Source organism: Micromonospora nigra, assembly GCF_900091585.1.
GTDB lineage: Bacteria > Actinomycetota > Actinomycetes > Mycobacteriales > Micromonosporaceae > Micromonospora > Micromonospora nigra.
Map to the genome: position 1 here is coordinate 3,905,422 of NZ_FMHT01000003.1, position 14,565 is coordinate 3,919,986.

The following is a 14,565-nucleotide window of genomic DNA, read 5'->3' on the forward strand; positions in this document are numbered from 1 at the left end:
GCCGGCGACGACCTGCGGCCCCTGCCGGCCGGGGCGTTGCCCGGCGGCGTTGGCGGTTCGGGCGTGGCCGGTCGGGCGACGGGCCAGGATGGGAACGTGGGGGCACTCGTGACGTTGGACCTGCCGGAAGACTCGCCGATGCACGACCTGCCGTGGATCATCACCTTCGGCCCGCTGGGTGACGTCGACGAGTGGGAGCCGGTGGTCTGCGGCCCCTACGAGCGGGGGCACGCGCTGTCGCTGGCCGAGGCGGTGGTGGCCGAGGAGCAGTTGATGGCGGTGGTGGAACCGATGCTGCCGGCGGTCTCCGCGGATCAGGTGCGGGGTGAGATCGCCGCGGCGCGGACCGCGGCGCGGGACGAGGCGGCCCGGGCGGAGCAGGCCGACCTCTACGGCGACTTCGAGGACGTGCGGGACGAGGAGTTGGCGGACTCCGCCGCCCGTGCGGAGCACCCGCCGCAGCCACGGGCCGCGCCGAGTGAGGCGGAGCTGCGGGCCGGGTTCGCCCGGATCGCCGAGCTGCTGACCGGCGAGCAGGTCGGCGGGCCGGAGGATGGCGGCCGGCGCCCGGGAGATCGGATTCTCCCGGGCGCCAGCGCCACCTCGCCCCCCACCACAAGGGGTCGGCAGGTCGGTCGCCCGGCGGCGCGGAGCACGCCGGACGACCAGGTTTCGTGACGAGTCACCCGGTCAGTGCCGGGCGAACCAGGCGGCCGAGTCGACCGGGAGCAGGTGGGCGGCGCCCTGGTCGGTGAGGGCCGCGCTGGCGACGACCGGTTCGCCGTACCCGTCGATCAGGACCGGCGCACCGCTGATGTTGACCACGCAGGTCAGCACGGCGTCGCCGGCGGAGCGGCTGAAGGCGAGCACACCGGGCTCGGTCTCCAGCCAGGTGATGGTGCCCGTGCCGGCCAGCGCGGGGTGCGTGTGGCGGATCCGCAGCGCCGCCCGGTAGAGCTCCAGGGTGGAGCCGGGGACGCCGGTCTGGGCGGCCACCGAGAGGGCCCGCCAGGTCGCGGGGGCCGGCAGCCAGCTCAGCTCGCTGCCCTCCGGGCCGAAGCCGTACGGGGCCAGCTCGCCACTCCACGGGATCGGCACCCGGCAGCCGTCCCGGCTCTCGCCGGTGCGCAGGAACGCCGGGTCCTGGCGCAGCTCGTCGGGGAGTTCCAGCACCTCGGGCAGGCCCAGTTCCTCGCCCTGGTAGAGGTAGGCGCAGCCGGGCAGGGCCAGCATCAGCAGGGCGGCGGCCCGGGCGCGGCGCAACCCGACCTCGCCGTCGCCGTAGCGGGTGACGTGCCGCTGTCGGTCGTGGTTGGACAGCACCCAGGTGGTCGGCGCGCCGACGATGGTCGACTCGGCGAGCGCGGTGTCGATGACCTTGCGGAAGGAGTCGGCCGACCACGTGGCGTCGAGGAAGTCGAAGCTGAACGCCTGGTGCAGCTCGTCGGGGCCGATGTAGCGGGCCAGTCGCTGCGGGGTCTCGGCCCACGCCTCGGCGACGGCCATCCGGCCGCCGGGGTAGCTGTCCAGGATCGGCCGCCAGGCGCGGTAGATGTCGTGCACCTCGTCCTGGTCGAAGTAGGGCAGCCGGCCCTTGCCGAGCAGCTCCGACTGGCGCTGGCCGGTGGTCATCGAGTTGAAGCCGACGTCCGGCAGGCCCTCGGCCTTGATCATGCCGTGGGCCACGTCGATGCGGAACCCGTCGACGCCCCGGTCGAGCCAGAAGCGGAGCACGTCCTCGAACTCGGCGCGCACCTCGGGGTGACGCCAGTTCAGGTCGGGCTGGGCGGGGTCGAACAGGTGCAGGTACCACTGGCCGTCGGGCAGCCTGGTCCAGGCGGGGCCGCCGAAGATGCTCTCCCAGTCGTTGGGCGGCAGCTCGCCGTCGTCGCCGCGGCCGTCGGCGAAGATGTAGCGCGCCCGCTCGGGGGAGCCGGGGGCGGCGGCGAGGGCGGCGGCGAACCACGGGTGCGCGCTGGAGGTGTGGTTCGGCACGATGTCGACGATGATCCGCAGGCCGAGCGCGTGGGCGTCGGTGATCATCGCGTCGAAGTCGGTGAGGGTGCCGAACATCGGGTCGACGTCGCGGTAGTCGGCGACGTCGTAGCCTCCGTCGATCATGGGGGAGGTGTAGAAGGGGGTCAGCCACAGGGCGTCCACCCCGAGGTCACGCAGGTACGGCAGGCGCTCCCGGATGCCCGCCAGGTCGCCCGTGCCGTCGCCGTTGCTGTCGGCGAAGCTGCGGACGTAGACCTGGTAGACGACCGCGGACCGCCACCAGTCGGCGTCGGAGATCGGCGGCGTGGCGGTGCTGACGGTCATCGGTGACTACCCCGTTCTGTGGCGCGGGACGGCGGCACCCGCGCGGTACGGGTGAGGGGAGCGCGGGTGTGACCAGAAGGATGCCGCCCGGGTGCTGCAAGAGTCAAGCAGTTCTTGCGCAAGAAGCGTCGGCGGCTGCTGCGGGTGCGGGCTGACTCACGCGGGAACGACGAGCGCCGGCGGCGCCGGACGAGAGTGTCCCGGGTTGCCGGGGGCGGGGCGGGCGCCGGCCGGCGGGGCGACCGCCGTCGAGCCGCGCACCACCAGTTCCGGGCGGAACACGTACTCCGAGTGCGGTGCCCCGTGGCCGTTGATCTCGTCGACCAGGGCCCGCACGGCGGCCACCGACATCCGGTTCACCGGCTGACGCATCGTGGTCAGCGGTGGGTCGGTGAAGGCCATCAGCGGCGAGTCGTCGTACCCGACCACCGACAGGTCGGCCGGCGCGGCCAGGCCGCGCTGCCGGGCCGCGCGGATCGCCCCGAGCGCCATAAGGTCGGAGCCGCAGACGATGCCGGTGACGCCGCGTTCGATCAGCCGCCCCGCGGCGGCCTCGCCGCCCTCCACGCCGAACAGCGACAGTTCGGCCAGCTCGTCCAGGTCGGCCTCGGCGACCCCCAGGCGACCCATCGCGGCCCGGAAGCCGGCCACCCGGCGCTGGACCGGCACGAAACGGTCCGGGCCGGTGATGAGGCCGATCCGGTGGTGCCCGAGGGCGGCCAGGTGGGCCACCGCCAGTTCGGTGGCCTCGCCGTCGTCGCAGGAGACGAAGGGCGCGGCGATGCCGGGGGCGAACCCGTTGATGAACACGACCGGCAGCGGCCGGGCGATCAGGGCCCGGTAGCGGTCGTGGTTGGCGGCGGTGTCGGCGTGCAGGCCGGAGACGAAGACGATGCCGCTGACCTGCCGGTCGAGCAGCATCTCGACGTACTCGTCCTCGGTGACACCGCCGGGGGTCTGGGTGCAGAGCACGGGGGTGTAGCCACTCTGGGCCAGCGTCGACTCGATGACCTGGGCGAAGGCGGGGAAGATCGGGTTGTCGAGCTCCGGCACGACCAGGCCCACGAGGCCGGCGCTGCGCTTGCGCAGTCGGGCCGGGCGCTCGTAGCCGAGCACGTCGAGGGCGGTCAGGACGGCCTGCCGGGTCTCGGGGGCCACGCCGGGGCGGTCGTTGAGCACCCGCGACACCGTGGCCTCGCTGACTTCGGCCTGCTGGGCGATGTCGGACAAACGAGCGCGCATGGCGGCACTTTAGCTTACGGGCAACTTCTTGCGTACGCTCCTGCAAGCCCTTCCATTCTCTGCAACCCCTTGCTAACGTCCCCGCAACATGCGAGAGCAGCGGCGCAGCAACCAGCGCCGGGCAGCAAGAACTTACAGAGGTTTCCACTGGCGGCCGCCCTTCCCCCGGCGGGCCGCCATGACGACAGGAGTACCGATGCGCATCCGTACCGCGGGTGTGGTCGCCGTCTTCGGCCTGGCGCTCGCCGCCGCCGGCTGCGGCAGCGACAGCAACAGCACCGAGCCGGCGACGTCCCAGTCCCCCCAGGCCGCCGGCGGCAAGCTGGTCATCTGGGCCGATGACAAGCGGACCGCCGCCCTCCAGCCGTTCGCGGAGAAGTTCGGCCAGGAGAACGGCGTCACCGTCGAGGTGCAGGCCGTCTCCAAGGATCTCCAGACCAACTTCGTCACCGCCTCCCAGCAGGGCAGCGGCCCCGACGTCGTGGTCGGCGCGCACGACTGGATCGGCAACCTGGTGCAGAACGGCGCCATCGACCCGGTGCAGCTCGCCGCCGACCAGAAGAGCGGCTTCAGCGAGAACGCGATCAAGGCGGTGACCTTCAACGGTCAGCTCTACGGCGTGCCCTACGCCCAGGAGAACATCGCCCTGATCCGCAACACCGAGCTGGCCCCCGAGGCGCCGAAGACCGTCGAGGACCTGGTCGCCGCCGGCAAGAAGCTCAAGGCCGACAAGAAGGCCAGCGAGATCCTCTGCCTCCAGGTCGGCCAGAACGGCGACGCGTACCACATCTACCCGCTGTACACCTCCGGTGGCGGCTACCTGTTCGGCACCACGGCCAACGGCGACTACGACCCGAAGGACCTGGGCGTCGGCAAGCCCGGATCGATCGAGGCGTTCAAGAAGATCGCCGCGCTGGGGGAGAAGGGCGAGGGTGCGCTGAAGCGCTCCATCAGCGGCGAGAACTCCATCGCCACCTTCACCGGCAAGAAGTGCGCCTTCCTGGTCTCCGGTCCGTGGGCGATCACCGACGTCAAGAAGGCCGGCATCTCCTACGACATCTCCCCGGTCCCCGGCTTCGCCGGCGGCAAGGAGGCCCAGCCGTTCATCGGCGTCCAGGCGTTCTACGTGGCGGCCAAGGGGCAGAACAAGGCCCTGGCGCAGGAGTTCGTCGCGAACTACACCACCACGCCGGATCTGGCCGTGGCCCTCTACAACGCCGAGCCGCGCCCGCCGGCGCTGACCGCGGCGCTCGACCAGGTCAAGGGCAGCGACCCCGACCTGGCGAAGTTCCTGGAGGCCGGCCAGAACGGCCAGGTGCTCCCGGCGATCCCGGCCATGGCCGCGATCTGGGACCCGTTCGGCAAGGCCGAGGCCGCCATCATCGGTGGCGCCGACCCGGCCAGGACCGTCACCGCCGCCGGCAAGACGATCGCCGAACAGATCAAGTAATGAGCACGCCGCTGTCCGGCCCGGGGTCCGCACCAGGGACCCCGGGCCGGGGGCCCGTCCGCTCCGGGCTCCCGCGCTCGTCCCGTACCGCGCGGAACCACGCGCCGATCACCGCCACCGGCCTCGCGGTCAAGGTGATCCTGCTCGGCCTGGTGGCCGGGATCGCGATCTGGGCGGCGTTCCCGCTCATCGAGGCCGAGTACTGGATCGGGCTGGCCCTGCTGCTCGGCACCACCGCCGGCCTGTTCTACCTGTACCTGACGCCGCGGCACATCCCGGCCAAGTATCTGATCCCGGGCACGCTCTTCCTGATCGTGTTCCAGATCTTCCCGGTGCTCTACACCGCGAGCACCTCGTTCACGAACTTCGGCGACGGTCACCGCGGCGACAAGCGGGACGCCATCGTCGCCATCCAGTCCGCCTCGGTCACGCAGGTGCCGGGCTCCACCGAGTACGCCCTGTCGATCGCCACCACCGGCGACGCGGCCACCGGCCCGCTGGTCTTCCTGGTCACCGACCCGGCCACCGGCGAGGTCTCCGTCGGTGACGCCGACGGCCTGCGCCCGCTCGACGCCGACGCCGCCACCGTCGCGCCGGGCGGCAGGGTCACCGCCGCCGAGGGCTACACCGTGCTCAACGTCGGCCAGGCCAGCCTGCGCAGCCAGGAGATCACCGACCTCGTCGTGCCGACCGACGACGGCGCGCTGCGCTCGTCCGGCCTGTCGCGCGCCTACGAGGGCAAGGCGGTCCGGGCGTACGAGCGGGCGTGCGACTGCATCCGCGACTCCGAGAGCGGCCGGACGTGGACCGCCGACGAGACGGTCGGTGCCTTCGTCTCCCCCGACGGCGAACGGCTGGCCCAGGGCTGGAAGGTCAACGTCGGGTTCGACAACTTCCAGCGGGTGCTGACCAACCCGGCGATCTCCGAGCCGTTCTTCTCCACCCTGGTCTGGAACTTCGCCTTCGCGATCGGCTCGACCGGGTTCACCTTCCTGCTGGGCATGGCCATCGCCCTGGCGCTGCACTCGCCCAGGATGCGCGGCACCAACTGGTACCGGGTCCTGCTGATCCTGCCGTACGCGATGCCGTCGTTCGCGATGTTGCTGGCCTGGCGGGACATGTTCAACACCGACTTCGGCCTGATCAACAACATGTTCGGGCTCGGGGTCGACTGGTTCGGCCAGCCCTGGTCGGCCCGGATCGCGGTGATCCTGGTGCAGCTCTGGCTCGGCTACCCGTACATGTTCCTGGTGGCCACCGGCGCGTTGCAGGCCATCCCCCGGGAGTTGACCGAGGCCACCTCGGTCGACGGGGCCTCGCCCTGGCAGTCCTTCCGGTCGGTGACCCTGCCGCTGCTGCTGGTGGCGCTGTCGCCGCTGCTGATCGCGTCGTTCGCGTTCAACTTCAACAACTTCAACGCGATCTACATGACCACCGAGGGTGGGCCGTTCCCGGCCGACAACACCACCGCCGGCGCGACCGACCTGCTGGTCACCTACTCGTACCGGCTGGCCTTCGGCGCGCAGGGCGCCGAGTACGGCCTGGCGGCGGCGGTGTCGATCTTCATCTTCGCGATCGTCGCCACGGTCTCCGCGATCAGCTTCCGGCGGACCCGGCAGCTGGAGGAGGTGTACTCATGACCGCGCTCACCGGTCCCCCGGTCGCGGCCGACCCCGCCGCTTCGGCCGCCAGGCGCAACGCCGACCGGCGCAGGAGGAAGCGCTGGTTCGCCCAGGTCGGCTGGCGGCACGTCGTCGGCGTGCTGGCGGTGGCGTTCAGCCTCTTTCCGATCATGTTCGTCATCTCCGCCGCGGTGAACCCGCTGGGCACCCTGTCCTCCACGGCACTGGTGCCCACCGAGGGCGTGTCGTTCGGCAACTTCGGCGAGCTGTTCGAGCGGACCGAGTTCGCCTGGTGGTTCCTCAACTCGCTGCTGCTGTCCGGCGTGGCCACCTTCGCGTCGATCTTCCTGTCGGCGCTGGCGGCGTACGCCTTCTCGCGGATGCGGTTCGCGGGCCGGCGGGTCGGTCTGCTCGCGCTGCTGCTGATCCAGATGTTTCCGCAGTTCCTGGCGATCACGGCGATCTTCCTGATCTTCACCACGGTCACCGACCTGTGGCCGGCCATCGGCTTCAACACCCCGTGGGGCCTGTTCCTGCTCTACATGGGTGCCGCCCTCGGCGCGAACACCTGGCTGATGAAGGGCTTCTTCGACACCCTGCCGAAGGAACTCGACGAGTCCGCCACCGTGGACGGCGCGAGCCACGCCCAGGTGTTCTTCCGGATCATCCTGCCCCTGGTGGCACCGATCCTCGCGGTGACCGGCCTGCTGGCCTTCATCGGGTCGATCAACGAGTTCCTGATGGCCAACGTGTTCCTCACCGACCCCGAGGCGAAGACCCTGGCGGTCGGCATGTTCGGCCTGGTGGCCGGCGAGCGCAACAACAACTTCGGGATCTTCGCGGCGGGCACCCTGCTCACCGCGATCCCCACGGTGCTGGTGTTCCAACTCCTCCAGCGCTACATCGTCTCCGGCCTCACCTCCGGAGCGGTCAAGGGCTGAGCCTCCTCGGCTCACGCTGCGGCAAGGGCGTCGGCGTCCGACGTACACCGGAGCAGTCACGGGCTGACCGCCGCGGCCGGGAGACCGGCCGCGGCGGGCGACCCCATCCTCTCCCTGTCCGGCCGACGCGAAAGGTCGCCCCATGTCCCTCACGCCGCACCACGACGGCTCCGCCCTGTACGTCCCCGAGCAGGAACCCGCCCTCGGCGACACCGTCGACGTCTTCGTCCGGGTGCCGGCCGGCACCGACGTCCGGCAGGTGCACGTGCGCACCACCGGCGACGGCGAGCCTCGGTTCGCCGAGGCCGTCGTGGACCGCCGCGACGGCGACGAGGTCTGGTGGCGGGCCCCGGTCGAGGTCCGCAACCCGGTCAGCAACTACCGCTTCCTGCTCACCGGAGCGCGCGGCACCCGCTGGCTCACCGCCGCCGGCACCGTCGACCACGACGTGCCCGACAACGGCGACTTCAAGCTCGTCAGCTACGCCCCACCGCCCGCCTGGGCCCGCGACGCGGTCATCTACCAGATCTTCCCCGACCGGTTCGCCCGCTCCGCCGCCGCCGACGCCCGCGCCGTGCCCGACTGGGCCGTCCCCTGCGACTGGGACACCCCGGTCGTCGGGCGCGGCCCGCAGACCCCGTACCAGTTCTACGGTGGCGACCTCGACGGGATCACCGAGCGCCTGGACCACCTCGACCGCCTGGGCGTCAACACCGTCTACCTGACACCGTTCTTCCCGGCCCGGTCGAACCACCGCTACGACGCGGCCAGCTTCGACGCCGTCGACCCGCTGCTCGGCGGGGACGCCGCCCTGGCCCGGCTCGCCGAGGCGGTGCACGCCCGGGGCTGGCGACTGCTGGGCGACATCACCAGCAACCACACCGGCGACGCCCACCGGTGGTTCACCGCCGCAGCGTCCGACGGGTCCGCGCCCGAACGGGAGCTGTACTACTTCGACGAGGCGACCGGCGACTACGAGTCCTGGAACGGCGTCCGGTCGCTGCCGAAGCTGAACTGGGGCAGCGCCGAGCTGCGCCGCCGGTTCGCCACCGACCCGGACTCGCTGCTGCGACGATGGCTGCGCCCGCCGTACGCCCTCGACGGCTGGCGGGTCGACGTGGCCAACATGACCGGCCGGCGGGGTGCCGACGCCCACACCCACGAGGTGGCGCGGCTGCTGCGCTCGGTGGTGGCCCAGACCCGCGCGGACGGTCTGCTGCTCGCCGAGCACGGCCACGACCACACGGGCGACCTGGACCGCGACGGCTGGCACGGCACGATGAACTACGTGGGGTTCACCGACCCGGTCTGGTCCTGGCTGCGCCACGGCGACGAGCCGCTGCCCCACTTCCTCGGCACCCCGACCGGGGTGCGGCGGCGGGACGCGCCGGCCGTGCTGGCGACCATGGACGCGTACCGGTCGCTGGTGTCCTGGCGGTCCTACACCCACTCCTGGCAGCTGCTCGGCTCGCACGACTCGGCCCGGATCCGCACGGTGGTCGGCGACGCCGCCCGCCAGGAGGTCGCGGCCGGGCTGCTGGCCACCATGCCCGGCACGCCGGTGGTCTTCGCCGGTGACGAACTGGGCCTGACCGGTGCCAACGGCGAGAGTTCGCGGACGCCGATGCCGTGGCACCGGCCGGAGAGGTGGGACGCCTCGACGTTCGCCGCCTACCGGGCGCTGCTCGCGCTGCGTCGGGGTGAGCCGGCGCTGCGCCACGGCGGCCTGCGCCGGGTGTACGCCGACGCCGACACCCTGGTGTTCCTGCGGGAGTCGACCGCCGGTGGCGTCCTGGTGCTGGCCCGGCGCGCTGCGGGTGCGCCGGTGCGCCTGCCGGGCCTGCCACCCGCCGAGAACCTGTACGGCGGCGCGCCCGCACTGCGCCCCGACCCGACCGGCGCGGTGACCCTGCCCGCCGACGGCCCCACCTTCCAGGTGTGGCGGTTCTGAGAACAGGGGGCCACGGCTCTGAGAACAGGGGCCACGGCTCTGAAACAGGGGGCCGTGGCTCTGGACAGGGGGCCACGGCCCACCGGTTCCGGACAGGTGGGCACGGCCCACTACTACATGACGTCGTTGATAGGGCAGGATGGTGGCCGTGGAAGCTCTGAGACTGATTCTCCTCTACGTGCACCTGGTCGGTTTCGCGCTGTTGCTCGGCGGCGCGGTCGCCCAGCTCGTCAGTGGCCCGATCCGGATCAACAAGGCGATGCTGTGGGGTGCGGTGGTGGCCCTGTTGGCCGGCGTCGGCCTGTCCGCACCGCTGCGCGACGGCGACGAGCCCGCCCCGGCGAAGATCGTGACGAAACTGGTCATCGCGCTGCTCATCTTCGTCATGGTCTTCTTCTCCCGGAAGCGCGACGAGGTCAACCGCGGGCACTTCCTCGCCATCGTCGGTCTGACCCTGGTCAACGCGGCGGTGGCGGTCTTCTGGCGGTGACGTTCCGGGGCGGGCGAGGGCACCCGGAACCGGACGTTCACGACACCCGTACGTATGCGTAACAGCGCCCGGGGTGATCTGCCCCACCCAAGGGTTACGTAGGGGTAACAGGCACCCAACAGTCGTGCACGATTGTCGGCCGGTAGGTGGGCGCGGGCGTACGCTCCCGTCCGTAACGTGGGACGCCGGCGGCACAGCGCAAGCCGGCTCAAGGGCTGCCACCGCGCAGGACGCGGTGTGCAATGGGAAGGAGACGTCTTGCGCTCGATGCGTGGGATGCGGATCGCCTCGGTCGTCGCGATGGGTGGGCTCGTGCTGAGCGCCGCCGCGTGCGGCGAGGCCCCCGATGAGGACAACAACGCCGGTACCGGTGGCGACAAGTACAGCGCCTGCATGGTGACCGACGTCGGTGGCATCGACGACAAGTCGTTCAACACCTCGGCCTGGCAGGGCCTGGAGGACGCCAAGGCCGAGAACGGCGACATCGACATCAAGTACGTCGCGTCGAAGGCGGAGGCGGACTACGAGGTCAACCTGACCCAGTACGTCAACCAGGACTGCGACTTCATCCTGGCCGTCGGCGGCCTGATGTCCGAAGCCACCAAGAAGATCGCCGAGGCCAACCCGGAGCAGCAGTTCGGCATCGTCGACGCCGACCCCGGTGTCGCCAACGTCTACCCGATGCAGTTCGACACCGCTCAGGCCGCCTTCCTCGCCGGCTACGTCGCCGCCGGCATGACCAAGACGGGCAAGGTGGGCACCTACGGCGGTCTGCCGATCCCGCCGGTGACCATCTTCATGGACGGCTACGCCGACGGCGTCGCGCACCACAACCAGGTCAAGGGCACCAACGTGCAGGTCCTCGGGTGGGACAAGGCCACCCAGAAGGGCTCCTTCACCAACGACTTCGTCAAGCAGGACGAGGGCAAGAAGGTCAGCGACGCGCTGGTGGCCCAGGGCGCGGACATCATCATGCCGGTCGCCGGCGGCGCCGGCCTCGGCACCACCAGCGCGGCCAAGGCGTCCGGCGGCAAGTACAACACCATCTGGGTGGACGTCGACGGCTGCAAGAGCACCCCGGACTGCTCCGTGATCATCACGACCGTGGTGAAGAACATCCCGGGCGCCGTCAAGGAGGCCGTGCTCAAGGCCGCCGGTGGCGAGAAGCTGGCGGCCGACCCCGGCTTCGTCGGCACCCTGGCCAACGACGGGGTGTCCATCGCCCCGTACAACGAGTTCGACAGCAAGGTGCCGGCCGAGCTCAAGGCCGAGGTCGACAAGCTGAAGGCCGACATCTCCGCGGGCACCGTCAAGGTCGAGTCCGCCGCGCAGCCGAAGTGACCTGTCGCCGGCAGCCACGGTGAGACGATCATCGCGGCGGCCGGCGCACGGTTCAGCACCACGTTCCGGCCGCTCCGGCGCCGCGCGGACCACTCCGTCGGCGACCGGGGCGGCCGGTCCACTCCACCGGCCGGCCACCCCTCGCCGGTACCGGGTCCGCGGCGGCTACGCTGCACCATCGCTTCGCACTCCAGGAGGTTGCGCTGAGACTCGAACTGCGCGGCATCACCAAGCGGTTCGGTGATCTGGTCGCCAACGATGACATCGACCTGACGGTGGAGCCTGGAGAGATCCACGCCCTGCTCGGCGAGAACGGTGCCGGCAAGTCGACCCTGATGAACGTCCTCTACGGGCTGTACCAGCCCGACGAGGGCGAGATCCTGGTCGACGGGAAGCCGTTGAAGCTGCGGGGCCCTTCGGACGCGATCGCGGCCGGGATCGGCATGGTGCACCAGCACTTCATGCTGGTGCCCGTCTTCACCGTCGCGGAGAACATCATGCTCGGCGCCGAGCGCACCCGGGGCGGCATCGCCGGCTTCCTGGACCGCCGCCGCGCCCGTCGCGAGGTCGCCGAGGTCTCCGAGCGGTACAACCTGCGGGTCGACCCGGACGCGGTGATCGAGGACCTGCCCGTCGGCCTCCAGCAGCGGGTGGAAATCGTCAAGGCGCTGACCCGCGACGTCGACCTGCTGATCCTCGACGAGCCGACCGCGGTGCTCACTCCGCAGGAGACCGAGGAACTGCTGACGGTCATGCGGTCGCTCAAGGCGGCCGGCAAGTCGATCGTGTTCATCACCCACAAGCTCGGCGAGGTCAAGGCCATCGCCGACCGGATCACCGTGATCCGGCGCGGGAAGACCGTCGGCACCGCCTCCCCGACGGCCAGCCGGGACGAACTGGCCGCGCTGATGGTCGGTCGCAGCGTCCGGCTCACCGTCGACAAGACCCCCGCCACCCCCGGCCGCCCCGTGCTGGAGGTCTCGGGCCTGGTGGCCGACGACGACCGGCAGTGCCGCGCGGTGCGCGGCGTCGACCTCACCGTCCGTGCGGGCGAGGTGCTGGGTGTCGCGGGCGTGCAGGGCAACGGGCAGACCGAGCTGATCGAGGCGATCATGGGGCTGCGGCCGGTGCTGGCCGGCTCGGTCACCGTCGACGGCCAGCGGATCGACGGCTGGTCGACCAAGAAGGTGCTCCGCGCGGGCGTCGGCTACGTGCCCGAGGACCGCAGCGTCGACGGCCTGGTCAAGGAGTTCTCCGTCGCGGAGAACCTGGTCCTCGACGTCTACGACCGCCCGCCCTTCGGCCGGGGCCTGGCGCTGCGGCCGGAGGCCATCGCGTCGTCCGCCCGGGAGCGGATCGCACAGTTCGACGTGCGGACGCCCTCCGCGGACTCCCCGGTCGGCACCCTCTCCGGCGGCAACCAGCAGAAGGTGATCGTGGCCCGGGAGCTGTCCCGGGAGCTGAAGCTCCTCATCGCCGCCCAGCCCACCCGCGGCGTGGACGTGGGCTCGATCGAGTTCATCCACGGCCGGATCGTGCGTGAGCGCGACCAGGGCACCGCCGTGGTGGTGGTCTCCAGCGAACTCGACGAGGTGATCGGCCTGGCCGACCGCATCGCGGTCATGTACCGCGGCCGGATCATCGGCGTCGTCGGCCCGGACACCCCCCGCGAGGAGATCGGTCTGCTGATGGCCGGCGTCACCCCGGACACCGCGCCGGCGGACCGCCCGTCACCGGGAACCGGGGCCACCACGGCCACCACGAACGGCGACGCGGCGACCACCACCGACGCCACGGCGGCCACCACCGACCGCGACGTCCCGGCCACCGACGGCGCGGCTCCGGCCCCCGAGGGCCCAGTCAACGAGGACAAGCGATGACCGACAACCCCCAGGCGGGCTCGCCGGACAAGGAGCCGGCGAGCGAGGAGCAGGCCGGGCGGACCGCGCTCGGCAACACCGAACGCGCCGAGGTGGCGACCACGCCGAAGCAGCCCACCCCCGAGGCCCGCCCGACTCTGGGCCGGCTGTTCCTGGACAACCTCTGGGCGGCGAACACCGTCACCGTGACGGTGCTGTCGCTGCTGCTGGCGATGCTCGTCGGCGCGGTGCTGATCATCGTGTCCGACCCGGACGTGCTCGGCACGTACAGCTACATCACCGCGCGGCCCGCCGACGCGATCAACTCCAGTTGGACGTTGGTCAGCGAGGCGTACGGCAACCTGTTCAAGGGCGCCGTCTTCGACCCCGACGCCGTCGGGTTCCAGGCGGCGATGAGCCCGATCTCGGAGACGCTCACCTACACCGCCCCACTGGTGTTCACCGGCCTGGCGGTGGCGCTCGCCTTCCGGGGCGGCCTGTTCAACATCGGTGCGCAGGGCCAGGCCACCATGGGCGTCATCCTGGCCGCCCTGGCCGGTTTCCTGCTGCCCCTGCCGCCCGGCCTGCACCTGCTGGTCGCGGTGCTCGCGGGCGCGCTGGGCGGCGCGATCTGGGGCTTCGTGCCGGGCATCCTCAAGGCGCGTACCGGCGCGCACGAGGTGATCAACACGATCATGCTCAACTACATCGCGGTGTACTTCCTGACCTGGATGATCGTGCAGAACGGCGTCCGCGACCCGGACCGCGCGGACGCGATCAGCAGGTCGGTGGACCCCTCCGCGCAGCTGCCCCGGCTGCTCGGTGACGGGCTGCGGGTGCACGCCGGCATCATCCTGGCGGTGCTCGCCACCTGGGCGGTGGCCTGGCTGCTCAACCGCTCCACGCTCGGCTTCGAGCTGCGCGCCGTCGGTGCCAACCCGGACGCCGCCCGCACCGCCGGGATCAGCGTCACCCGCACCTACGTGCTGGTCATGGTGTTCGCGGGTGCGCTTGCCGGGCTCGGCGGCTCGCAGATGGTGCTGGGCACCACCGCGAGCGCTCTCACCCCGCTGGTGGTCGCCCAGATCGGCTTCGACGGCATCCTGGTGGCGCTGCTCGGTCGGGTCAAGCCGTGGGGCGTGGCGCTGGCCGCCCTGCTGTTCGGCGCGTTGCAGGCCGGCGGCAACCGGATGCAGTCGTACTCGGGGATCTCGCTGGAGCTGGTCACCGTGCTCCAGGCGCTGATCGTCATCTTCATCGCCGCGCCTGCCCTGGTGAAGGCGATCTTCCAGCTCCGGGCCGCCCGCGCCGCCCGGCCGCAGACGAGCCTCGCGAAGGGCTGGTGAC

Annotated in this window: 10 protein-coding genes and 1 pseudogene; 9 read left to right on the top strand and 2 right to left on the bottom strand. The window is 71.5% G+C overall.

The features are described from left to right. Positions 1 to 96 precede the first annotated feature (96 nt). Positions 97 to 537 (top strand): annotated as a pseudogene (locus GA0070616_RS16940) (hypothetical protein); the annotation flags it as partial. Between the two features lie 153 nt (positions 538 to 690). Here the strand turns inward: GA0070616_RS16940 and GA0070616_RS16945 are convergent. Continuing rightward, complete coding sequence (locus tag GA0070616_RS16945; RefSeq protein ID WP_091083249.1) at positions 691 to 2,322, bottom strand: glycoside hydrolase family 13 protein; 1,632 nt, start codon at positions 2,320 to 2,322, stop codon at positions 691 to 693. Positions 2,323 to 2,478: 156 nt separating this feature from the next. Next, positions 2,479 to 3,564, bottom strand: coding sequence for a LacI family DNA-binding transcriptional regulator (locus GA0070616_RS16950; protein WP_091083253.1), 1,086 nt, complete (start codon positions 3,562 to 3,564; stop codon positions 2,479 to 2,481). Positions 3,565 to 3,760: 196 nt separating this feature from the next. Here GA0070616_RS16950 and GA0070616_RS16955 point away from each other — a divergent pair, with 196 nt between their 5' ends. The 8 genes from GA0070616_RS16955 to GA0070616_RS16990 all read left to right on the top strand — a co-directional run bounded on the left by GA0070616_RS16955 (position 3,761) and on the right by GA0070616_RS16990 (position 14,564). Beyond that, complete coding sequence (locus GA0070616_RS16955; RefSeq protein ID WP_091083256.1) at positions 3,761 to 5,014, top strand: sugar ABC transporter substrate-binding protein; 1,254 nt, start codon at positions 3,761 to 3,763, stop codon at positions 5,012 to 5,014. Continuing rightward, positions 5,014 to 6,654 (top strand): ABC transporter permease subunit, encoded by a 1,641-nt coding sequence (locus GA0070616_RS16960; protein ID WP_091083259.1) that lies wholly within the window; start codon positions 5,014 to 5,016, stop codon positions 6,652 to 6,654. The genes GA0070616_RS16955 and GA0070616_RS16960 overlap by 1 nt, the downstream gene beginning before the upstream one ends. After that, positions 6,651 to 7,577: a sugar ABC transporter permease gene (locus GA0070616_RS16965; RefSeq protein ID WP_091083263.1), complete on the top strand. Its 927-nt coding sequence runs from the start codon at positions 6,651 to 6,653 to the stop codon at positions 7,575 to 7,577. Before GA0070616_RS16960 ends, GA0070616_RS16965 begins: the two co-directional genes overlap by 4 nt. A 142-nt stretch (positions 7,578 to 7,719) precedes the next feature. Beyond that, complete coding sequence (locus GA0070616_RS16970) at positions 7,720 to 9,528, top strand: alpha-amylase family glycosyl hydrolase (protein ID WP_091083266.1); 1,809 nt, start codon at positions 7,720 to 7,722, stop codon at positions 9,526 to 9,528. A 148-nt stretch (positions 9,529 to 9,676) separates the two neighbouring features. Next, entirely contained in the window at positions 9,677 to 10,018 is a 342-nt protein-coding gene (locus tag GA0070616_RS16975; protein WP_091090982.1) for a hypothetical protein, read from the top strand. Positions 10,019 to 10,294: 276 nt separating this feature from the next. Then, on the top strand, positions 10,295 to 11,359 hold the full coding sequence (locus GA0070616_RS16980) for a BMP family lipoprotein (RefSeq protein ID WP_091083269.1): 1,065 nt from the start codon (positions 10,295 to 10,297) through the stop codon (positions 11,357 to 11,359). A gap of 263 nt (positions 11,360 to 11,622) precedes the next feature. Beyond that, a complete protein-coding gene (locus GA0070616_RS16985) occupies positions 11,623 to 13,239 on the top strand; it encodes an ABC transporter ATP-binding protein (RefSeq protein WP_342672304.1) in 1,617 nt (538 codons plus the stop codon). Next, a complete protein-coding gene (locus tag GA0070616_RS16990) occupies positions 13,236 to 14,564 on the top strand; it encodes an ABC transporter permease (protein WP_091083276.1) in 1,329 nt (442 codons plus the stop codon). Before GA0070616_RS16985 ends, GA0070616_RS16990 begins: the two co-directional genes overlap by 4 nt. The last annotated feature ends 1 nt before the right edge of the window (position 14,565 follow it).